Here is a 22,927-nt window from a genome sequence, read left to right as displayed (position 1 = left end):
AAATAGAAATTAATTTACCTTTGCAATCCAATTTAAAATGGTGGTTGTAGCTCAGCTGGTTAGAGCGTCGGTTTGTGGTACCGAAAGTCGCCGGTTCGAACCCGGTCTTCCACCCAAAATCACAAAGCTTCTCTGAAAAGAGAAGCTTTTTTTGTGGAATAAACTTTAGTTGTATAACGGAAATTGCTTGTTTTTAAATAACATAATTTTCTCTTTAAAGATTAGCTCCAATAAATTACAACCCCTTTTATAGAATTCTTAAAAAATGAAAACGTTTTCGCTAGAATGAATTTTTAGAGCTCCTTTGGTGTGTTTGGCGATTAAACTTGTAGATGTAGAAAACAGGTGGATTGTTAAATTGATATTAATTGGTGTTGTTTTTTGTGAATAATATAAATTATGATTGGTATTTGTGTTTTGTTTTGAATTATTTTTACCATATAGCCATTTTTATTACATATTTTAAAAAACACTTTAAAATTTGTAAATTTGTGTCACTAAAAAATACAATTATTAACCTTTAAAAAAACATTATGGTTTTTAGCATTCATAGGTCATATAAGGTTTTTACTTATATCACAAAATGTTTAGATATTTCCATAAATTTAATAGGTCAATCATTAACCTTTTTAGAACAAAACATTATACTTTCACTTATGGGGCAAATGCGCTATAAAGATTTTTATAACAGCTAACCACAATAGGCATATCTTCAATGTCTAGAATAGCCGTTTCTCAATATACAACACACCTAAAAAAGGCGTCTTTAAAAAATTAAAGAAGCTAAAAATAAAACTTCATACCGTTACAGTTATAAAACTTGGATTAACATTAAAAGAATTCTATTAATTATTATATGAACATTTATACAGATTACATTAAAGAGATTGAAGAACGCAAAGGTCAGGGTCTTCATCCTAAGCCAATCGATGGCGCAGAATTGCTTAGCGCAATTATTGATCAAATTAAAGATTTGAACAACGAGTATAGAGAAGATTCTCTCAACTTTTTTATCTATAATGTTTTACCGGGAACAACAGCTGCCGCAAATGTGAAGGCTAAGTTTTTAAAGGAAATCATATTAGGAACATCTGTAGTTGAAGAGATTACGCCAGCTTTTGCATTTGAACAATTATCTCATATGAAAGGAGGCCCTTCTGTAGAAGTGTTATTAGATTTAGCATTAGGTAGCGATGCTGCTATAGCTAAAGAAGCTGCTGAAGTTTTAAAAACACAAGTATTCCTTTACGAGGCAGATATGGCACGTTTAGAAAAAGCTTATAATGAAGGTAGTGCAATTGCAAAAGAATTATTGGAGAGTTATGCTAAGGCTGAATTCTTTACAAAGCTTCCAGAAATAGAAGAAAAAATAGATGTAGTAACGTTTATCGCTGGAGTAGGAGATATTTCTACAGATTTATTATCGCCAGGTGGTGATGCACATTCACGTTCGGATAGAGAATTACACGGTCAGTGTTTATTTGAGCACAATAAAGAGCAACAAGCCGAATTAAAAGCGGTACAAGCACAGCATCCTGATAAACGTGTGATGTTAATTGCAGAGAAAGGGACCATGGGCGTGGGGTCTTCAAGAATGTCTGGTGTAAATAATGTAGCGCTGTGGACAGGTATTAAAGCAAGTCCTTATGTGCCATTTATTAATATTGCTCCAGTAATTGCAGGAACAAACGGTATTTCTCCAATATTCTTAACTACGGTTGGAGTAACTGGAGGTATTGGTTTAGACCTTAAAAACTGGGTACAACAAAAAGATGCTGATGGAAACACAATTTGTGATGAGGAAGGCGAGCCTATTTTAAAAGAGGTATATTCTGTAAAAACAGGAACAGTACTTACAATCAATACAAAAGAAAAGAAATTATATAATGGTGACACCGAATTAAAAGATATTTCTGCTGCATTTACCCCACAAAAAATGGAGTTTATGAAGGCAGGTGGTTCTTATGCTGTTGTTTTCGGTAAAAAATTACAAACATTTGCATCTCAAGTTTTAGGTGTAGATGTGGTGCCAGTATACGCACCATCAAAAGAAATTTCTATTGAAGGACAAGGCTTAACTGCTGTTGAAAAAATATTCAACAAAAACGCCGTAGGTACAACGCCAGGAAAAACTTTACATGCAGGGTCAGATGTTCGTGTTGAAGTAAATATTGTAGGGTCGCAAGATACTACAGGGTTGATGACGTCTCAAGAATTAGAGATGATGGCTGCTACGGTAATTTCTCCTATTGTAGACGGAGCTTACCAATCGGGTTGTCATACCGCTTCTGTTTGGGATGATAAGTCTAAAGCCAACATTCCAAGATTAATGAAGTTTATGAACGACTTTGGTTTAATTACCGGTCGTGATCCTAAAGGGGTATATTTTCCAATGACGGATGTTATCCATAAAGTATTAAACGATATTACTGTTGGCGATTGGGACATCATTATTGGTGGAGATTCACACACACGTATGTCTAAAGGAGTTGCTTTCGGAGCCGATTCAGGAACTGTGGCTTTAGCATTAGCTACAGGCGAGGCTTCTATGCCAATTCCACAGTCAGTGAAAGTAACGTTTAAAGGTGAAATGAAATCTTATATGGATTTCCGTGATGTGGTACACGCAACGCAGCAACAAATGTTAAAGCAATTTGGTGGTGAAAACGTATTTCAAGGTCGAATTATCGAGGTGCATATTGGAACCCTAACTTCAGATGAAGCTTTTACATTTACAGATTGGACAGCTGAAATGAAAGCCAAAGCGTCTATCTGTATTTCAGAAGATGATACCTTAATCGAATCTTTAGAGATTGCTAAAGGGCGTATCCAAATTATGATTGATAAAGGCATGGATAACGAAAAGCAAGTGCTAAAAGGACTTGTGGATAAAGCAAATACGAGAATTACTGAGCTTAAGACCGGCATTAAACCATCATTAAGACCAGATGCTAATGCTAAATATCACGCTGAAGTTATTATTGATTTAGATGAAATTGCTGAGCCAATGATTGCTGATCCAGATGTAAATAACGAGGACGTTTCTAAACGTTATACGCACGATAATATTCGTCCGTTATCTTATTACGGTGGAACTAAGAAAGTAGATTTAGGTTTCGTGGGGTCTTGTATGGTGCATAAAGGTGATATGAAAATATTAGCTCAAATGTTGAAGAATATTGAAGCGCAAACAGGCAAAGTAGAATTTAAAGCGCCGCTTGTAGTCGCACCTCCAACATACAATATCGTAGATGAATTGAAAGCCGAAGGTGATTGGGAAGTATTGCAAAAATACTCAGGATTCGAGTTCGATGATAGCGCACCAAAAGGTTTAGCGCGTACTAAATATGAAAACATGTTGTATTTAGAGCGTCCTGGTTGTAACCTGTGTATGGGGAACCAAGAAAAAGCTGAGCCAGGAGATACTGTTATGGCTACATCTACACGTTTATTCCAAGGTCGTGTTGTAAAGGATGATGGTGAGAAAAAAGGCGAATCTTTATTATCGTCAACACCAGTTGTGGTATTATCTACAATTTTAGGTAGAACGCCTACTTTAGCTGAATATGAAGCTGCAGTTGATGGCATTGTTTTAACGAAGTTTAAGCCTTCTCAAAAGCAACTAGTGAGATAATAAAACTTTTAAATATTAGTTTATAATGAAAAGCCTGAATCTGTGATTCGGGCTTTTTTTATTCCTAATAGATAATTTATAAATACAGAACGCTATCGGTTTTTATCTAAAAAATAATTGGAGATGTGTTAAAAACAAACTTTTTATGAATGATTTAAACTTAACGCCTTTCATTTTTATAGTTATTCGATATTTTGTATATTGTAGGATTGAATTAATTTAAATATAACAAGAAATAATATGGCATTTGATATCGACATGATTAAAGGTGTTTACAACCAAATGACTGAACGTGTAGACAAAGCACGCAGCATTGTGGGTAAACCACTAACACTTTCAGAAAAAATACTTTACTCACATTTGTGGGATGGAAAAACAGATAAGGCATTTACCAGAGGAAAGGATTATGTAGATTTTGCACCAGACCGTGTGGCTTGTCAAGATGCAACGGCACAAATGGCGTTGTTACAATTTATGCAAGCTGGTAAACCAAAAGTGGCAGTGCCCACAACGGTTCACTGTGACCACTTAATTCAAGCCAAAGATGGTGCTGCTGCAGATTTAAAGCATGCGAATACGACTAGTAATGAGGTTTTTAGTTTCTTAGAATCGGTGTCTAATAAATATGGTATCGGATTTTGGAAACCAGGAGCTGGTATTATTCACCAAGTTGTATTAGAAAATTACGCATTTCCAGGAGGAATGATGATTGGTACAGATTCACATACTGTAAACGCAGGTGGATTAGGAATGGTGGCTATTGGTGTTGGTGGAGCAGATGCAGTTGATGTGATGGCAGGAATGGCTTGGGAACTTAAATTTCCTAAGTTAATTGGTGTTAAGTTAACCGGTAAATTATCGGGCTGGACGGCACCTAAAGATGTAATTTTAAAAGTGGCTGAAATTCTTACTGTAAAAGGGGGAACAGGAGCGATTGTAGAATATTTTGGTCCAGGAGCAACGGCTATGTCTTGTACCGGAAAAGGTACTATTTGTAATATGGGCGCTGAAATAGGAGCAACGACTTCTACTTTTGGTTATGATGATTCTATGGAGCGTTACTTACGTGCAACCGATAGAGCTGACGTGGCAGATGCGGCCAATGCAATTAGACCATATTTAACTGCAGACGAAGAAGTTTATGCCAACCCAGAACAATATTTTGATCAGGTTATTGAGATTAACCTTTCAGAATTAGGGCCTTTATTAAATGGTCCTTTTACACCAGATTTATCTACAACTGTCGGTTCAGAAATGACAGAAAAAGCAAAGGCTAACGAATGGCCAATGCAAGTAGAATGGGGACTTATTGGTTCTTGTACCAACTCCTCATACGAAGATTTATCTAGAGCATCATCTATAGCACAACAAGCCTTAGATAAAGGTTTGAAAATAAAAGCAGAATTAGGAATCAATCCAGGTTCAGAGCAAGTGCGTTACACAGCTGCTCGAGATGGAATTATTGATATTTTCGAAAAATTAGATGCAAAAATATTTACAAATGCTTGTGGACCATGTATTGGACAATGGGCAAGATATAACGATCCAAAAAATGCACCTAAGAATAGTATAGTGCATTCTTTTAATAGAAATTTCGCAAAACGTGCCGATGGAAATCCAAATACGCATGCTTTTGTGGCGTCTCCAGAAATAACAGCGGCTATTGCAGTTGCTGGCCGTTTAGATTTTAATCCAATGACGGATAAATTAATCAACGAAAATGGTGAAGAAGTCATGTTCGATGAGCCAACAGGATGGGAATTACCACCTAAAGGTTTTGAAGTTAAAGAAAATGGTTATTTAAAACCGGAAGCTGATGGAAGTGGTGTTGTAGTTTCAGTAGATCCAACTTCAGAGCGTATTCAATTATTAGAGCCTTTTACACCATTAGGAAGTTCTATTACTGGAGCTAAATTATTGATTAAAGCTTTCGGTAAGTGTACAACTGATCATATTTCTATGGCAGGACCATGGTTACGATTTAGAGGGCATTTAGATAATATTGCCAACAATACCTTAATTGGTGCTGTAAATGCTTTTGGTAAGAAAACTAACTTTGTTAAAAACCAATTGACAGGAGAGTTTGGTGGTGTACCAGATACGGCGAGAGCTTATAAAGCTGCAGGAATAAAATCGATAGTAGTAGGTGATCATAATTATGGTGAAGGTTCTTCTAGAGAACATGCGGCTATGCAACCTAGACATTTAGGAGTTGCTGCTGTTATAGTGAAGTCTTTTGCGCGTATTCACGAAACCAACCTTAAAAAACAAGGGATGTTAGGTTTAACCTTTGATAACGAAGCGGATTATGATTTAATTCAAGAAGATGATACCTTCAACTTTACAGATTTAAATGAGTTTGCTCCTGACAAACAATTACATGTAGAAGTTGTTCATGCAGATGGAACTAAAGACCTTATTGCATTGAATCATACCTATAATGACGCGCAAATTAAATGGTATAACGAAGGTTCTGCTTTAAATTTAATTAAAAAAGAAAACAACGCTTAGTTGTTAAATTATAATTAATAAAAATCCGTTAGTGTTTCTAACGGATTTTTTTATGCCAATTAATAAAGGATTAACACTAAACTAAAAAGAGTATATTCGTTTTTAAATAAAATCATATGAAAAAAACACTACTCTTTTTAAGTGTCATCTTATTATTGCAAACCAATGCAATTTTTGCTCAAACCATCGATTTGCCACCTAGTTTATATTTGTGTGATACTGGTTCTCTTGAACTTGATGGAACTGTAATAAACACAACCGATACAAATATTACTTATCAATGGTATTACGGATTCTCATTTAGTTCTGCAAATGAAGAAATTGTTGGAGCAACGAATCCTTTACTAACAATCACTGGAAACAGCAATGGACTTGGGTTTTACAAGGTGGTAGCCACATTATCTGACAATAGCAATCGTATTGGTTGGGTTGAAATCTTAAAGAGTGACTATCTATACAATAACAACGATGAATTTGTTCAGTGTAATGATTTTTTTATTCATGAATTGCAGAGCTATAACTATTTATCTAGCGCTTCTAATATAACAACTAAATATTATCATACTGAGAGTGGAGCTATTCTGGGTAATGATAACAATATTTTTTATTATAGTTTATATGACTACGTAGCTATATTATATCTACGTATTGAAGAAAATAATGGTTTATGTGTAGATATTATTCCTCTAGAGGTTATTACTGAAATTCCGAATTTATTTCCTAACTGGGTTCCTAATATGGGGGATTGCTCTACTGATTCCGCAAATAATGTATTTGATTTAACAAGTAATGATAATCAAATTTTAGGAGGTCAACTAGCAACAGTAGGCTATTTTGAAAGCTATAATGATGCTAGTAATTTTAGTAACCAAATAGCGAATGCTTCTACTTATACGGCATTGTCACCTAGTCAAACTATTTATGCTAGAGTCTATGATCCAAGTAACGTTAATTTTAATTGCGATCCATCTCAAAGTATTATCCAATTTCAATTATTATCAATTTCAGAACCAACGCCAAATACCGAATTAGATTATATCGTTTGTGATACTACAAGTGGTTCTGATACTGATGGTATTGGTGCTTTTAATTTAACGAGCAGAAATAGTTTAGTCCTATCTGGCTTAAGTACATATCAGTATAATATAAGTTATTATAATACTTTAGTTGATGCTGATGCTAATACCAATCCCATTTCATCTCCTAATAATTATATAGGGAGTAATGAGGTAATCTATGTTAGAGTAGAGAGCAGTATAAACTCTGAATGTGTTCAAATTTCACAGATGAATTTAATAGTACAAGATACTTGCGATGATATTTCAGTAAATTTACTTTCTTATTGGCAGGCTCCAAGACCAGGATTTACATACAGAAATATGCTAATTGTAAAGAATAATGGCGAGTCAACGGTAAGTTTTGGTAGTGTAACATTTGCTAACGATGCTATTGCGGCATATTCAGGCGCAACAGGATTAAGTGCAGGCAATACCATTACACCAACAACAACTGGATTTACTTTAGACTTTGTGGATTTACTACCAGGAGAAAGTGAAGTAATTTATATTGATTTATTGATGTCCACGTCTGCGAATTTAGGAGATATGATCACCAATGTTGCTGAGTATACAACATCTTCAAGTGATGTGGTCATTGAAAATAACACTTCTAGTTTATCAGAAATTATTATTGGTTCTTATGATCCTAATGATATTAATGAGTCTCATGGACCAGAAATTGAACATGTTAGTTTTACGGAAGACGATTATCTATATTATACCATTAGGTTTCAAAATGTAGGTACTGCTAGTGCCATAAATGTAACCATAGAAAATACTTTAGATCTTAAGTTAGATAAAACGACTTTCCAAATGTTAAGCGCTAGTCATTCGTATGGCATTGAGCGCGATTTTGATAATTTAACATGGAATTTCTATAATATAAATCTAGCAGATGAAACTACTGATGAACCTAATAGTCATGGATTTGTTTATTATAAAATAAAACCATTAGCAGGCTATGAAGTCGGTGATATTGTACCAAATACAGCAGCTATTGTTTTCGATTTTAATGAACCTGTAATCACCAATACGTTTAATACAGAATTTGTAGCTCCCTTAAGTATATCAGAAAATAGTATTAAAAGTGATTATTTATTATCTCCTAATCCTTCAAAAGATATGGTGAGTTTAAGTTTTACATCAACACAATCAAATATTGAAATTGCCGTTTTTGATATTTTAGGAAAAATGGTATTAACACGCAAAGCGCAACAAGTTTTAGCAATAGATCTAAATATTTCAGTATTAGAAAAAGGAGTTTATTTTGTGAAAGTAAAAAATGATATAGGAGAACTTAAATCGAAAAAGATTATTAAAGAGTAATCTCTGATATTTTAGTAAAAGCAAAGCCTTTGAGAAATCAAGGGCTTTTTTATGTTAGGATGCTATTTTTATCTCGACAATTATGCTATCTAACAAATACGTCCTCAAATGCAGTCACTGTGGTTCTTTGACAATGTTAACCTGTTCAAGGTGCTCTGTCCTCACAAAGTCAAAATTTACGCTAATGAACATGATTTTTGTTCTTATAAAAAGAAAGACTACATCTATATTCAAGCAGATGCAGCCAATAAAGTTTATTTGATAGCGCATGGAAAAGTTAAAATTGGCTATTACAGTGAAGATGGAAATGAAATTGTAAAAGCTATTCTTACTAAGGGTGAATTATTTGGTGAAAAAGCTATTTTAGGAGATGAAAAGCGGGATGAATTTGCGCAGTCCATAGATAATGAAACGTCTATATGTCCTATTAGTGTTGATACTATGCATGATTTAATGCGAGACAACCAAAATTTTAGTTTTAAGATCTATAAGTTTATTGGTTTAAAATTTAAAAAATTAGAACGTCGGTTACAAATGTTATTATTTAAGGATACTAAAACACGCTTAGTTGAATTTATAGATGAGCTTTGTATTGATTTTGGTTCCGATTGTGACAAAACAGGAGATCATGTTATTAAGCATCCCTACACTCAAAAAGATATAGCATCGTTAATTGGGACCTCGAGACCAACAATTAATATCCTTTTGAATGAACTTAAAGAGGAAAATTATTTAGATTTTAACAGAAAAGAAATAAGAATCTTAAAAAAATCAGCATAGTGTTAGCTATCTAACATTTCATTAGACTTTAGGGCTTTAATTTTGAAATATAATTTTAAAATTAAAAAAGCGATGAAGAAAACAATGATTTTAGCGGTATTGGCATTAGGTATTTTTGCCAATTCGTGTAGTAATGATGACGACAACAACAGTTCTGTAAATTCTAATTTAACTCTTAATCTTGATGGTTTAGAAGCGTTAGGAGATGATTTTGTTTATGAAGGATGGATTATAGTAGACGGATCTCCCGTATCTACAGGGACCTTTAGTAGTGTAGATTTTCCACAGACATTTAGTGTAAATTCAGAAGAATTAGATATGGCGACAACGTTTGTATTGTCTATTGAGCCAGCAGTGGATTCTGATCCTTCACCGGCAGCAACAAAAATTTTAGCAGGCGATTTTTCAGGTGCTTTGGCTAGTGTAGATTCTAACGGTATAGTTGCAGATTTTAGCTCTGCTACAGGTAATTATATTTTAGCAACACCAACAGATACAGATGATACTAATGAAGAAAGTGGAGTTTGGTTTTTAGATAATTCAAGTGGAATTGCTGTTGCAGGTATAGACTTGCCAACATTAACAGAAGGATGGAAATATGAAGGTTGGGCTGTATTTGATGGTACACCAATTAGTACAGGGACATTTACCGAAGCAACATTAGCAGACGATAATGCAACGACTTCAGTTTTTAAAGGTGATGCTGGAAATGGACCAGATTTCCCTGGTGAAGATTTTTTGCAAAATGCACCAGCAGGACTAACATTTCCAACGGATTTGAGAGGAGCTACAATTGTAATATCAGTTGAACCGAGTCCAGATAATAGTCCAACACCTTTTACTTTAAAGCCATTGGCACATGATGTACCTAGTGATGCTGCGGTTCATACGACTATTTCGATGGGAGTAGGACCAACTGCAATTATTTCAGGTTCTGTAACACGAAATTAAAGCAAATTTAAATTGTTAGATTTGAAGCGTGATACCTATTTTTGGTGTTGCGCTTCTTCAATTTGATTATGTTATGACTAAAGATAAAACGACCAAAGATAAAACGACTAAAAATAGAATCTATAATGTTTTAGCTATTTTGATGATTATTTTGTTTGTGATTCCGCAAACCAGAGAGCCAATTCAGGTCTTGTTTCATAAGGGGTTTAGTTACATTAATACATCAACACTTATAGATAAGGTAGAACGAAAAACGGTTAGCAACCTGAATTGGGATCTAGTATCTGATAAAGGTGAACGGTTAGATTTTAACGCTATAAAAGGTAAAGTCGTATTAATAAATTTTTGGGCTACATGGTGCCCGCCATGTATTGCAGAAATGCCAAGTCTTCAAGAATTGTATACTGATTATGGAGATGAAGTTGTGTTTTTATTTGTAACCAATGATGATTTTGAAAAAGTAGAACAGTTTAAATCTAAAAACGGATTTAATTTTGAAGTTTTTAATCCTCTGAGTCAACCTCCATCAGAATTATCAGTGCACTCTATTCCAAGAACGTTTATAATTAATAAAAAAGGTGAAATTGTTGTTGATGAATCTGGAGCTGTAGATTGGAATAGTGCTAAAGTGAGAAGTCAACTAGATGCTTTGCTTTCTGAGTAATCTACTTGAAATATTTAAAAGGCACAATTAACATCCCAAAATTTTCACCCTTGTGTTTCCCTAAGTGTTTATGATGTATTTTGTGCGCACGTCTTAATCCTCTTGCATATTTATTGTCAACATTTCTAAATAATTTAAAGCGTTGATGAATAAAAATATCGTGAACAATAAAATAAGCCATACCATAAACTAATATACCTAAACCTATAGGAAGGCAGTACCAAATATTTTCATAGCTCCACAAGTAAAAGCAAGTGATACTTACAATAGCATAAAAGATAAAGAAGGCATCGTTGCGTTCAAACCAGCTATCGTGATCTTTATGATGATGATCTTTATGTAAATTCCATAAAAATCCATGCATAATATACTTGTGGGTAAACCATGCATTAAATTCCATGATGAAAAAGACGCCTAAAAAGATTAATATCCATAAAAAGGTTTGCATAATAATTCTTGTAAATAGTTATAGTAAATTGAGTTGATATTTAACATAACTACGAGTTAGTAATTCTATTTTTCGATAATTGGGTACTCTTATTCGGGTCGATTTTATTTGTAAAGCCGGTGTCTTTTTTAATTTTTCTAATAATTTACTGTAATAACGGTAAGCCATAAATACACCAAAACGAGCTTCTAAAGGTAAGTGCTTTATGCCTTCTAAACCATGAGCAAAATCAGTTTCTATCTCGTTAATAATTGTTTTTTTAGACACTTCATCCAATTGGCTTAAATCCGTGTTTGGAAAGTAAGTACGACTCAAATCTTCAAAATCTGCTTTTAAATCTCTTAGGAAATTTACTTTTTGGAATGCAGAACCTAAGCTCATCGCTGAGTCTTTTAAATCGTCATATTTTTCAGTATCACCTTTTACAAAAACCTTGAGACACATGAGTCCTACAACATCTGCTGAACCATAGATATAATCATTGTATTCTTTTGTTGTTAAATAGTCTGTTTTGTGCAGGTCTAAACGCATGCTGTTCATAAACGAATCTACTAGATGTTTGTCTATGCCGTAATTGTGATAAGTCTCTTGAAAAGCATTTAAAATAGGATTTAGGCTAATTTTATCTTCTAGAGCGGCTTCAAGATCTCTTTCAAAATTATTAAAAAGTTTCGCTTTGTCATAATCATGAAACGTATCTACAATTTCATCAGCAAATCTTACAAAGCCATATATATTGTAAATATCTTGTCTAATACTCGTCGATAGCATTTTTGTAGCTAAGGAGAAAGAGGTGCTATAAGCGTTGGTAACGGCCTTGCTGCATTCTTTAGAAACATTGTCAAAAATTAATTTCATAGGTGTAATTTTTTCTTTGTTGTTAAACTTCATTTTTTCTAATCAGTTCAGCAACGAGCTTTCCTGAGATTAAAGCAGGTGGAACGCCTGGTCCTGGTACTGTTAATTGTCCGGTAAAGTACAGTCCTTCTACTTTTTTGCTTTTTAATTTTGGTCTTAAAAAAGCAGTTTGCATAAGTGTGTTTGCCATGCCATAAGCGTTTCCTTTATAAGAGTTGTAGTCTTTTACAAAATCGTTGACACAATACGATTCTTTAAATAATATATGTTTTTTAATGTTTTGTTGTGTTATGTTTTCGAATCTGTTAATTATAATGTCAAAATATTGTTCACGTAATTGTGGTGTGTCTTTTAAGCCTGGAGCAATTGGAATAAGGAAAAAACCTGTTTCACAACCCTTTGGCGCCATGCTTTTATCGGTTACCGAAGGGAAGTTAGCATAAAATAATGGATTTTTAGGCCATTTAGGATGGTCATATATTTCTTCGGCATGGATTTCAAAATTGGTATCAAAAAATAAATTGTGATGACCAATTGCTTGTAATTCCTTGTTAAACCCAACATAAAAAAGTAGGGAAGAAGGCGCAAACGTCTTACTTTCCCAATAAGATTCGCTGTATTGCCGGTGTTTATTATCTAAAAGTGTTTCGGAATGGTGATAATCTGCGCCACTTAAAATAACATCAGAATGTACATGCTTTCCGTTTACAATAATACTTTTTGCTTTCCGATTTTCTACATTTATTTTCTCAACATTGCTATTGGTGTAAATTAAGACTCCTAAGCTTTCGGCTAGACTTTTCATAGCTTTAATAACTTGGTACATACCACCTTTGGGATGCCATGTGCCTAAGCCAAAATCAGCATAGTTCATAAAACTGTAAAATGCTGGAGTTTGATTAGGTTTTGCGCCCAAAAACAACACAGGAAACTCTAACGTTGAAATCAATTTTGGGTTTTTAAAGTTCTTGCGTACTTCAGAGCTAATCGTTTTGAAAAAGCGATCGATACGAGTAATCGTATCTTTTGTCACCAGTTCAAAAGGTGAAAGACCAGGTTTTAAAACTATTTTATTTATGGCAATATTATAGTGGTCTTGTGCTTGGGCGATAAATTTGCGTAATGGTTTTGAGCTGCCAGCTTCAATACGTTCAAACTCATTACAGATTTGATCCATGTGGTCACCTATAGTAATGACATCATCTGAAAAGAAAATTTTATAGGCAGGGCTTAGTTTATCGAGTTGGTAATAATCATTTGTTTTTTTACCAAAATCATTAAAGAATTTATCAAAGATATCGGGCATCCAATACCAGCTCGGTCCCATATCAAACGTAAACCCGTCTTTAATTAATTGTCTAGCTCGTCCACCTACGGTGTCGTTCTTTTCAAAAATAGAAACCTCATAACCTGCTTGTGCTAAGTAGCAAGAAGCTGATAGCGCAGAAAATCCGGAACCTATTATAGATACTGTTTTAGGCATTGGCTGTTATAAGGTTTGAGTTAAGGATTTTATCGTTTCAAAAGCTTCAATACCATTTGGTAATTCATCAGTATTAATAGTAGAGAGCATTTGTCCAAGAATCCACAATTTAGTTTTAGGTGTTTTTATGATAAGTTGTTCAAAATCATTTAAATATTTCAAAAGACCTTCTTTATGTGGTTTAATGGTGAAATATGAAATAAAGGTGACGTCGTCATAATAATTAAGAAGGTCAACTAAACTTTCTATAGGTACACTTTGTCCTAAAAAAATAGAATGATACCCCTTATTTATCAGTTGATGGTTAATAAACATTAAGCCGAGCTCGTGTATTTCATTTTCTGGTAAATAAAGTACAAAAGTTTTGGTGGATTTGTTAACTTGATTAAATGCTGTTTTTTCGGTGTTTAGTAAGGTTTTCTGACGAATAAGCATACTTATAAAATGCTCGTGTGCAGGCGTGATAGTATTGGTTTGCCATAATATACCTGTCTCGTTTAATAGAGGAATAAATATATCGTAGAAAATAGCCTCAAAATCTTTTTCTTTTAATAGCGATTCGTAGGTTTTATAAAACAAAGCCTGGTCAAAGTTGAGCATGGCTAGCTTAAATGCATTTATAGCATGACTTTCTACATCGCTATCCGTAGCTATTTCTCTTACCAACTGTGGTATTTCTTGTTCTTCAATAGTGGCAATTTTAGAAATTTTATAGCCATTGTTATTGAGGTAGCTTACGTTAAGCAATTTCTGAAAGCTTTCTAAATCATAATACCGTATGTTGGTATCTGTACGCTTAGGCTCTAAGAGATTGTATCGTTTTTCCCATATTCTAATGGTGTGTGCTTTTATACCTGTAAGATTTTCTAAATCTTTTATGCTAAAGCTATTTTTTATATTGTTCATTTTTTTGTAAAAATGTTTAAACAAAAATACAACTTATTATAATATGATTTTAACTTTAACAAAAAAATAGTAAAAGAAATACGGGTTTTTGCTGTTTAGTTGTTTCAGTTAGTGCTGAACATAGACTAATTTTGACCTAAATATATAATGGAGAATTATAAAAAGTGCTTAATGCTTCTCCTAATGTATTAGAAAATAAATGGAATAGATTTGAGTAATTGTGCGCACGAGAAGACTCGAACTTCCACGGACTAATGTCCACCAACCCCTCAAGCTGGCGCGTCTACCAATTCCGCCACGTGCGCATTATAATTACAATAAAGTAAAGATATAAAAAAAGTTAAGCTTAATGCTTAACTTTTTTAGTGACCAGTCTGGGGCTCGAACCCAGGACCCTCTCCTTAAAAGGGAGATGCTCTGCCAACTGAGCTAACTAGTCTAGTTGAGATGTTTCTCAAACGAGGGTGCAAATATAATATCTTTATTTAAATACAAAGAATAGAATTAATAAAATTTTCAAAATTTATTTTTTGTTAAAACTAAAGGATGCTGTGTTATTAAATTCATAATCTTAAAAGTGTTGATTATTAGTTGTAATTGGTTGTTTTATTTGTTTGGATTGATGTTTGGGCTAGTAAAATTTTTTTATTTCAATGGAAGAAAAACTTCATTAAAACAAAAAAAGTTAAGCTTTTACACTTAACTTTTTTAGTGACCAGTCTGGGGCTCGAACCCAGGACCCTCTCCTTAAAAGGGAGATGCTCTGCCAACTGAGCTAACTAGTCTTTTGAGATATTTCTCAAACGGGGTGCAAATATATAAGCTTTATTCAATTTAACAATATTTTTTTTAATTTTTTTTGTTTTTTTGTAGTCTGATTTTCTATCAGTTTAATAATCAATTTATAAGTAATATGATCATAGTTTTAATTGGGTATATGGGATCCGGAAAATCGACACTTGGTAAGGAATTAGCTACAGCGCTTAAATTCAGTTTTTTAGATTTAGATGATTATATCGCTAAAGAAGAAAACGCATCAGTACCAGAGGTTTTTAATAATAAAGGTGAAATCTATTTTAGAAAAAAAGAAACCGAATATTTATCTAAAATTATAAATTCTTCAGATAATTTAGTTTTAGCGCTTGGAGGTGGTACACCTTGTTACGGAAATAATATGGCCTTGATATTAGAAAATGAAAATGTAACATCAGTCTATTTAAAATTGTCAATACCGCTTCTTGCGCAGCGTTTATTTTTAGAACGTAGCACCAGACCTTTAATAAGTCATATTAATTCAGAAGAAGATTTGCAAGAATTTATTGGTAAGCATTTATTTGAACGTATCCCGTTTTACAGTCAGGCAGCACAAACAATAAATACAGATGCTAAAACCCAAGAAGAGGTTTTAGAAGACTTAATTGCGCTTTTTTAATCTAAATACGCTTCGTAAGGCTGCTTAGAAAGGTTAACATGTACATGTTCAAATAAAGATGTAGAAAGTGAAATACCTTTAAAATCTGCCTTTACAGGGTATTTTTTGTGGTTTCTATTCACCAAGACAGCAGTTTTAAACTGTTTTAGAGGAACATCTAAAAAATGCTTAATACCATAAATTAAAGTGCCACCAGAATTTAGCACATCGTCAATTAACACTAATGATTTATTAGTGTACTCTTCTTTAGGAATAGAAGTTAGTATGGGGTCTGTTGGTTTAGTTTTGTTAACTTTAACCTTGCATAACGTCGATTCTATACTAGAGATTTTATCTAAATGCGCTTTTATTTTTCTCGCTAATAAATAACCATTACTTTCTATACCAGCAATTACAAGTTCGGTTTCGTTAACGTTGCTTTCATAAATTTGATATGCAATACGTTTTATTTTATGCTCAATTTCTTTATGACTTAAAATAGTATTCTTTGTGAGTGCCATAGATTTTATTTTACAAAATTAAGGTTAGTTTTAAGCGACAATTTGTTAAATACGCCTTAAGCGTTTTCAAAGATAAAAAACAGTTCTTTACCTTGTCTTTCTTTTATGGAATTAATTGAGGGTTCTAAAATTTTTAAATTAAACTTAGTTTTAAAACGTGAGATATACTCAGCTTTACTTCCGCCAAAAGGAGGCCCTTCTTTAGTTAAGTTAAAATTAAAAAATAGCCCTACTAATTTGCCTTTAGGTTTCAGTAATTTATGAACTTGATTTACATAAGACGTTCTTAATGAAGGATGCAAAGCACAGAAAAAGGTTTGTTCAAAAATAATATCATATTGATTATTTAGGTCGCCAAATTTTAAGTCGAAAAAATTAGTGTTTATAAGCTGAGATTTCGGAAAATCTATAACACGCGCTTTAAAATTGTCTAATGGTTGTTGCGCAAAATCTAGTATATGAACATTCTTAAAACCTTTATTCCACAAATATTCGGCTTCATAACTATTACCAGCACCAGGAATTAGTATTTTTAAAGAGGTGTCTTTTAGTTGATCGATATACGTTTTAAGCGGTGTAGAGATATAACCAATATCCCAGCCAATTTTATGATGCTTGTAACGACTCTCCCAATAGGTTTGATTGATTTGACTCATGGTGCAGCTTTAAACTATTTTAGATTAAAATATCGAGGTTGGTAACTTAGCTTCAATGCTATAAAATTATTCTTCCTCATCATAAAAGTCATCAATATCACGACGGTCTTTTTTAGTCGGTCTTCCTGTACCTTTTTTCCGATAGTAATCTTTACTGTATTTTAAAAGCTCCTTAGCCTCAAAAGCAGATTTAGGTGTTGTATCAACTCTATAGATGTCAACTAGTTTTGCACCCACACGATTTGGGGGTAAATCATTAACAGTTAATTGATAGATGATTTGGTCTTTTCTCAGTTCAATTTTATCGGTAGGAAAAACTTCTCTAGAGGGTTTAACTGCAGAACCATTAACTTTTACCTGTCCTTTTTTGCAAGCTTTTGTGGCAATACTTCTTGTCTTGTAATACCGCACACACCATAAATATTTGTCAATTCGCATATCTTTTTTACTAAAAACTACGTTAATAGAATAGTACAAAAATATTATATTATTGTATCTTGCGGCTTAAAAATTAGCAATAATGAACTTCATACTTTAACTGTGGTGGTTAAAGATGAACAATATAAACGTCTATGAAAATAAAAACCTTGAGATTAAGTCTTTACTTGTTAACTATAACAACCTTATTTTTTTCTTGTAATAGTGATGATGATGACGACACAGTACCCTTTGTTGAAGCCGATAGAACTGAGCAACAAGCAATAGATAAAGATTCTTTGTTAGCGTATTTAAGTTCTCATTATTATAATTCTGGCTTTTTTGAAAATGAAGGTACTTACAGCTACTCTGATGTGATTATTAGCGAGTTGCCAACGGATGAAGATGGTAATTATTTAGCATTGCCAGATCCAGAAAATAACACTTTACTTTCTCAAGCAGTAGAAACCAGAACAACAGAATATTTAGATGTTAATTATGAGTATTATGTATTAAATATTACTCAAGGCGAGGGAGATTCACCAATGTATACGGATCGTGTACGTGTTAGATATGAAGGCAGTTCAGTAAGTGATGGCGATATCTTTGATTTTAGAGTAACACCAATTGACCTTTACCTACACGGCAATGGTTATGATATAGATGGAGCTATTAGAGCATGGCAATTGGTATTGCCCACGTTTAAAACTGCTGATAATTGGGATTTATACAATGGGAGTGTAGACTATACAAATTATGGTATGGGGATGATGTTTATACCTTCTGGCTTAGCTTATTTCTCTAGTTCAGTTACAGGAAGTTCTTATGACAACCTTATTTTTAAATTTGATTTATTACAGTTCGAAGTGGTTGATCATGACAATGACGGTATTCCTTGTTATGCTGAAGATATAGATAACGATTCAGATCTTTATAGTGATGATACCGACGATAATGGTCTTCCTAATTTTATTGATCGAGATGATGATGGTGATGATGTGTTAACCATTGATGAATTAATACCTACAACATATGAGCCTTATTTCCCTGAAGATTCAGATGGACCTACACTTGCTGAAAATGAATTTGTAAGAAGTAGAACACAAAACAATGATGGTTCTGTGACTCTTAAAACAGTGACTATAGCAGATTCTAATAGTGATACAATACCAGACTATTTAGACCCAACGATTACGATTAATTATAATGAAACTAATGAGTAAATTGTTTAGAAATAAAACGATATAAATAGAATTTATAAAGAAAGCCGCTCATTTACTGAGCGGCTTTCTTATGATATAAAAAGTGTTATTAATAATTTAAAGTCCAATAGATAGACTTAAAATTAACTGGTCGGGTCTGGTATCAATTCTACTTACAATTCCAGCGCCTAAGTTATTATCCATAAAAGTGGCTTCGTTGTGGTTAAACCCTCTTTCGTATCTTAAATCAATGCCTATTGTATTAAAGTTAAGACCAATTCCAAAGTTTAAACCAACAGAAAAATCATCTTCTACATCATTTATATTGATACCGTCAAATTCTGTATCTAAAATATATTGGAATGATGGGCCAGCAAAAACACTAACAGGACCTAATACTTTTATTCCAACCAATACTGGAGCATCAATTTTCTTTACGGAAAACTCATCACTGGTATAATCACTTTTAGTTGCGGTATAAACTAGCTCTGGTCTCAAATAAAGTTTGTTTCCAATTTTACCAAAAAGACCAATATGATATCCAATATTACGGTCTGGATGTTGGGCATTAGTACTAGCAGATTCGAAATAATCGCCATTAGCACTGTAATTTAAACCGCCTTTAATTCCAAATGTACTTTCACTCTGGGCATTGGCACTAATACTAAATCCTGCAAAAGCTAAGAATATAGTCAGGGCAACTGATTTTTTTAAATGTTTCATAATGTTCGTTTTTAAGATTAGAAAGTTACTATCCAAAACGATGCCAAAATAAAATTATTTTCTTTTCAGTACTTTTTTAACTGCTTTTTGAATAGCTGCACTATTTAAACCGTATTTATCCATCAATTGTACAGGAGTTCCAGATTCACCAAAAGTATCGTTGGTAGCAACAAATTCTTGAGGTGTTGGGTGATGCTGTGCTAAAACTCTAGCAACGCTTTCGCCAAGACCACCAAGGTAATTGTGTTCTTCTGCAGTTACAATACATCCTGTTTTTGCAACAGAATCTAAAATAGCTTTATCATCTAAGGGTTTAATAGTGTGTATATTAATTACTTCAGCAGATATACCAGCCTCGTTTAATGCTTTTGAAGCTTCTAAAGCTTCCCAAACTAAATGACCAGTAGCTACGATAGTAACATCTGTACCTTCAGTAAATTGAATAGCTTTTCCGATTTCAAATTTCTGATCAGCAGGCGTGAAAATTGGCACAGAAGGACGGCCAAATCTCAAATAAACAGGGCCATCATATTCTGCAATAGCAATAGTTGCTGCTTTAGTTTGATTGTAGTCACATGGATTAATAACAACCATTCCTGGTAACATTTTCATTAAGCCTATGTCTTCTAATATTTGATGTGTTGCACCATCTTCTCCTAAAGTTAAACCAGCATGAGATGCACAAATTTTTACATTTTTACCAGAGTAAGCAATTGATTGGCGAATTTGATCATAAACTCGACCTGTTGAGAAGTTAGCAAACGTACCAGTAAATGGAATTTTTCCACCAATAGTTAAACCAGCAGCGATACCCATCATATTGGCTTCTGCAATACCGATTTGGAAAAAACGTTCAGGATTTTCTTTAATGAATTCATCCATTTTTAAAGATCCAATTAAATCTGCACAAAGTGCTACAACATTAGGATTTGTTCTTCCTAGTTCTGCTAAACCAGCTCCAAAACCACTTCTTGTATCTTTTTTTTCTGTGTATGTGTATGTTTTCATAATAATGCCCACAAGAGTGGGTATTTTTTTAATTAGTCTTTAATTTAATAATCTCCTAAAGTTTCAGGATTCTGAGATAAACCTTCTTTTAATTGCTCATCGTTCGGTGCTTTTCCATGCCACGCGTGAGTGTGCATCATAAAATCAACGCCATTACCCATAACGGTATGTAAAAGAACGCAAACAGGTTTCCCTTTTCCTGTTAAAGATTTAGCTTCTTTCATACCTTCAAGAACAGCTTCGATATCGTTACCTTTTTCAATATCTAAAACAGTCCAACCAAAAGCTTCAAATTTTGCTCTAATACTTCCCATTGGAAGAACATCATCGGTAGAACCATCAATTTGTTGTTGGTTTAAATCGACGGTAGAAATAAGATTATCTACTTTTTTAGCTGAAGCATACATTATAGCTTCCCAGTTCTGACCTTCTTGTAATTCACCATCTCCATGAAGACTGTAAACAAGGTGATCATCATTATTTAATTTCTTTGCTTGTGCAGCTCCAATAGCAACAGACATACCTTGACCTAAAGAGCCAGATGCAATGCGGATACCAGGTAAACCTTCGTGTGTTGTTGGGTGTCCTTGTAAACGCGAATCAATAATTCTAAAGGTGTTTAATTCTTCAACAGGAAAGTAGCCTGATCTCGCCAATACACTATAATATACAGGTGAAATATGTCCGTTTGAAAGGAAAAATAAATCTTCGTCAGTACCATTCATATCAAAACCATCTTTGGTTTCCATAAGGTTTTGGTAAAGTGATACAAAAAATTCGGCACAACCTAATGATCCTCCAGGGTGACCAGAGTTTACCTTGTGTACCATTCGTAAAATATCTCTACGAACTTGTGTTGTTAAATCAGTTAATTCTTTAATGTTTGGCATGTTATGTTGCTTAAGTTTTATAATGCAAAAATAGCTTTTTAAGGGGACTTAATCAAAAGTTGATTTAGTGCACTTATTAACGAATTCTGTAATTTGCTAACAATATTCTGAAAACCTTTAAATTCTGAATAACATTTTTTTAGAAGTTCATTTTTTAAATTTAATTTAAGAAGGAATGTTAAAGAGTTATTTATATTTGCCGTCCGACCTAGATGTAATGAAACTTGTATATTCAAAATTTTATCAGCAGGAGGTTGATTAATAATGAATAGTTCTGATTGCTTTCAGGATATCCATTGAAAAACAATAAGTGAATACGCATGAAATTTCAAAAAATAGCAACTGACAAAGAAACGAAGGCCAGAGCAGGAACCATTACCACTGATCATGGCACCATAGAAACACCTATTTTTATGCCAGTTGGTACGGTAGCTTCTGTAAAAGGTGTGCACCAACGCGAATTAAAAGAAGAGATTAACCCGGATATAATATTAGGAAACACCTACCATTTATATTTAAGACCGCAAACGCCTATTTTAGAACAAGCAGGAGGTCTCCATAAGTTTATGAACTGGGATCGTAATATTTTAACCGATTCTGGTGGTTATCAGGTGTATTCGATGTCTTCAAATCGAAAAATTAAAGAAGAAGGCGTAAAATTTAAGTCGCATATAGATGGTAGTTATCATGTGTTTACACCAGAAAATGTAATGGAAGTACAGCGTAGTATTGGAGCCGATATTATTATGGCTTTTGATGAATGTACGCCATATCCCTGCGATTATAACTATGCCAAACGATCAATGCATATGACGCATCGTTGGTTAGAACGTTGTTTAACGCATCTTAAAAAGACCCCTTTTAAATACGATTATGAGCAAACGTTTTTCCCTATTGTACAAGGAAGCACTTATAAAGATTTAAGAAAACAATCAGCAGAATATATTGCCAATGCTGGAGCAGAAGGGAATGCTATTGGAGGACTTTCAGTAGGGGAGCCTGCAGAAGAAATGTATGCCATGACGGATGTGGTTTGTAGCATTTTACCAGAAGATAAACCACGCTATTTAATGGGCGTGGGGACACCAATCAATATCTTAGAAAATATTGCCTTAGGTGTAGATATGTTTGATTGTGTGATGCCTACACGAAACGCTAGAAATGGAATGCTATTTACAGCACACGGCTCTATAAATATTAAAAATTTAAAATGGGCAAACGATTTTTCGCCTGTAGATGAAATGGGAATAACATTTGTAGATACCGAATATAGTAAAGCTTATTTAAGACACTTATTTACGGTTAATGAACTGTTAGGAAAACAAATTGCAACCATACATAATCTTGGTTTTTACCTTTGGTTAACTAGAGAAGCTAGAAAACATATTATAGCAGGTGATTTTAGAACTTGGAAAGAGAAAATGGTGAAACAAATGGATAACCGATTGTAAACATAAAAGTAGGAAGCCAAAGTTTAGGC

At 33.6% G+C, this 22,927-nt stretch carries 19 protein-coding genes and 4 tRNA genes; 10 read left to right on the top strand and 13 right to left on the bottom strand.

Annotation, left to right across the window (positions count from 1 at the left end; translation table 11 throughout):
- Window positions 1-39 precede the first annotated feature (39 nt).
- The 7 genes from HM982_RS06980 to HM982_RS06950 all read left to right on the top strand — a co-directional run bounded on the left by HM982_RS06980 (window position 40) and on the right by HM982_RS06950 (window position 10,924).
- Window positions 40-115, top strand: a tRNA-His gene (locus HM982_RS06980).
- 741 nt (window positions 116-856) lie between these two features.
- Window positions 857-3,634, top strand: a complete 2,778-nt coding sequence (locus tag HM982_RS06975) for a bifunctional aconitate hydratase 2/2-methylisocitrate dehydratase (protein WP_179352428.1) — start codon at window positions 857-859, stop codon at window positions 3,632-3,634.
- A 240-nt stretch (window positions 3,635-3,874) separates the two neighbouring features.
- A complete protein-coding gene (locus HM982_RS06970; RefSeq protein ID WP_179352427.1) occupies window positions 3,875-6,145 on the top strand; it encodes an aconitate hydratase in 2,271 nt (756 codons plus the stop codon).
- Window positions 6,146-6,261: 116 nt separating this feature from the next.
- On the top strand, window positions 6,262-8,529 hold the full coding sequence (locus tag HM982_RS06965) for a T9SS type A sorting domain-containing protein (protein ID WP_179352426.1): 2,268 nt from the start codon (window positions 6,262-6,264) through the stop codon (window positions 8,527-8,529).
- 108 nt (window positions 8,530-8,637) lie between these two features.
- Complete coding sequence (locus tag HM982_RS06960; protein WP_179352425.1) at window positions 8,638-9,309, top strand: Crp/Fnr family transcriptional regulator; 672 nt, start codon at window positions 8,638-8,640, stop codon at window positions 9,307-9,309.
- A gap of 72 nt (window positions 9,310-9,381) precedes the next feature.
- On the top strand, window positions 9,382-10,260 hold the full coding sequence (locus tag HM982_RS06955; protein WP_179352424.1) for an anti-sigma factor: 879 nt from the start codon (window positions 9,382-9,384) through the stop codon (window positions 10,258-10,260).
- Window positions 10,261-10,288: 28 nt separating this feature from the next.
- On the top strand, window positions 10,289-10,924 hold the full coding sequence (locus tag HM982_RS06950) for a TlpA family protein disulfide reductase (protein WP_317167419.1): 636 nt from the start codon (window positions 10,289-10,291) through the stop codon (window positions 10,922-10,924).
- A gap of 1 nt (window position 10,925) precedes the next feature.
- Here the strand turns inward: HM982_RS06950 and HM982_RS06945 are convergent, their stop codons facing one another.
- The 7 genes from HM982_RS06945 to HM982_RS06915 form a co-directional block, all read right to left on the bottom strand.
- Window positions 10,926-11,372: a sterol desaturase family protein gene (locus HM982_RS06945; RefSeq protein WP_179352423.1), complete on the bottom strand. Its 447-nt coding sequence runs from the start codon at window positions 11,370-11,372 to the stop codon at window positions 10,926-10,928.
- An 18-nt stretch (window positions 11,373-11,390) separates the two neighbouring features.
- Window positions 11,391-12,230: a phytoene/squalene synthase family protein gene (locus tag HM982_RS06940; protein WP_179352422.1), complete on the bottom strand. Its 840-nt coding sequence runs from the start codon at window positions 12,228-12,230 to the stop codon at window positions 11,391-11,393.
- A 22-nt stretch (window positions 12,231-12,252) separates the two neighbouring features.
- Window positions 12,253-13,713 carry a phytoene desaturase family protein gene (locus tag HM982_RS06935; RefSeq protein WP_179352421.1) on the bottom strand — a complete coding sequence of 487 codons (1,461 nt, stop codon included), beginning with the start codon at window positions 13,711-13,713 and terminating at the stop codon, window positions 12,253-12,255.
- 6 nt (window positions 13,714-13,719) lie between these two features.
- Entirely contained in the window at window positions 13,720-14,619 is a 900-nt protein-coding gene (locus tag HM982_RS06930; protein ID WP_179352420.1) for a MerR family transcriptional regulator, read from the bottom strand.
- A gap of 221 nt (window positions 14,620-14,840) precedes the next feature.
- Window positions 14,841-14,924: transfer RNA gene (locus tag HM982_RS06925), tRNA-Leu, on the bottom strand.
- Window positions 14,925-14,985: 61 nt separating this feature from the next.
- Window positions 14,986-15,058: transfer RNA gene (locus HM982_RS06920), tRNA-Lys, on the bottom strand.
- A 273-nt stretch (window positions 15,059-15,331) separates the two neighbouring features.
- Window positions 15,332-15,404: transfer RNA gene (locus tag HM982_RS06915), tRNA-Lys, on the bottom strand.
- A gap of 128 nt (window positions 15,405-15,532) precedes the next feature.
- Here HM982_RS06915 and HM982_RS06910 point away from each other — a divergent pair.
- Window positions 15,533-16,051: a shikimate kinase gene (locus HM982_RS06910; RefSeq protein WP_179352419.1), complete on the top strand. Its 519-nt coding sequence runs from the start codon at window positions 15,533-15,535 to the stop codon at window positions 16,049-16,051.
- On the opposite strand, the gene HM982_RS06905 is transcribed toward HM982_RS06910, so the two are convergent.
- From HM982_RS06905 to HM982_RS06895, 3 genes are all read right to left on the bottom strand, one after another.
- A complete protein-coding gene (locus HM982_RS06905) occupies window positions 16,048-16,551 on the bottom strand; it encodes a phosphoribosyltransferase family protein (RefSeq protein WP_179352418.1) in 504 nt (167 codons plus the stop codon). The two genes, HM982_RS06910 and HM982_RS06905, sit on opposite strands and share 4 nt — an antisense overlap.
- Window positions 16,552-16,607: 56 nt before the next feature.
- Window positions 16,608-17,207, bottom strand: coding sequence for a methyltransferase domain-containing protein (locus tag HM982_RS06900; RefSeq protein ID WP_179352417.1), 600 nt, complete (start codon window positions 17,205-17,207; stop codon window positions 16,608-16,610).
- A gap of 66 nt (window positions 17,208-17,273) precedes the next feature.
- Window positions 17,274-17,645: an RNA-binding S4 domain-containing protein gene (locus HM982_RS06895; protein WP_179352416.1), complete on the bottom strand. Its 372-nt coding sequence runs from the start codon at window positions 17,643-17,645 to the stop codon at window positions 17,274-17,276.
- 134 nt (window positions 17,646-17,779) lie between these two features.
- Between HM982_RS06895 and HM982_RS06890 the strand changes: the two genes are divergently transcribed.
- The gene (locus tag HM982_RS06890; RefSeq protein WP_179352415.1) at window positions 17,780-18,847 is read left to right on the top strand and encodes an FKBP-type peptidyl-prolyl cis-trans isomerase; all 1,068 of its coding nucleotides are present in this window, start codon (window positions 17,780-17,782) and stop codon (window positions 18,845-18,847) included.
- A 96-nt stretch (window positions 18,848-18,943) separates the two neighbouring features.
- Here HM982_RS06890 and HM982_RS06885 read toward each other — a convergent pair whose 3' ends face one another.
- The 3 genes from HM982_RS06885 to HM982_RS06875 are packed head-to-tail and all read right to left on the bottom strand — an operon-like array spanning window position 18,944 to window position 21,447.
- Complete coding sequence (locus tag HM982_RS06885) at window positions 18,944-19,549, bottom strand: outer membrane beta-barrel protein (RefSeq protein ID WP_179352414.1); 606 nt, start codon at window positions 19,547-19,549, stop codon at window positions 18,944-18,946.
- Between the two features lie 54 nt (window positions 19,550-19,603).
- A complete protein-coding gene (locus HM982_RS06880; RefSeq protein ID WP_179352413.1) occupies window positions 19,604-20,557 on the bottom strand; it encodes a transketolase family protein in 954 nt (317 codons plus the stop codon).
- Window positions 20,558-20,601: 44 nt separating this feature from the next.
- On the bottom strand, window positions 20,602-21,447 hold the full coding sequence (locus tag HM982_RS06875) for a transketolase (RefSeq protein WP_179352412.1): 846 nt from the start codon (window positions 21,445-21,447) through the stop codon (window positions 20,602-20,604).
- A gap of 320 nt (window positions 21,448-21,767) precedes the next feature.
- Between HM982_RS06875 and tgt the strand changes: the two genes are divergently transcribed.
- Window positions 21,768-22,898, top strand: a complete 1,131-nt coding sequence (tgt, locus tag HM982_RS06870; protein WP_179352411.1) for a tRNA guanosine(34) transglycosylase Tgt — start codon at window positions 21,768-21,770, stop codon at window positions 22,896-22,898.
- Window positions 22,899-22,927: the final 29 nt, after the last annotated feature.

Origin of the sequence: Winogradskyella vidalii (assembly GCF_013403955.1) — a bacterium.
In the GTDB taxonomy this organism is placed as follows: Bacteria; Bacteroidota; Bacteroidia; order Flavobacteriales; family Flavobacteriaceae; genus Winogradskyella; species Winogradskyella vidalii.
This window is presented reverse-complemented; position numbering and strand designations above follow the sequence as displayed.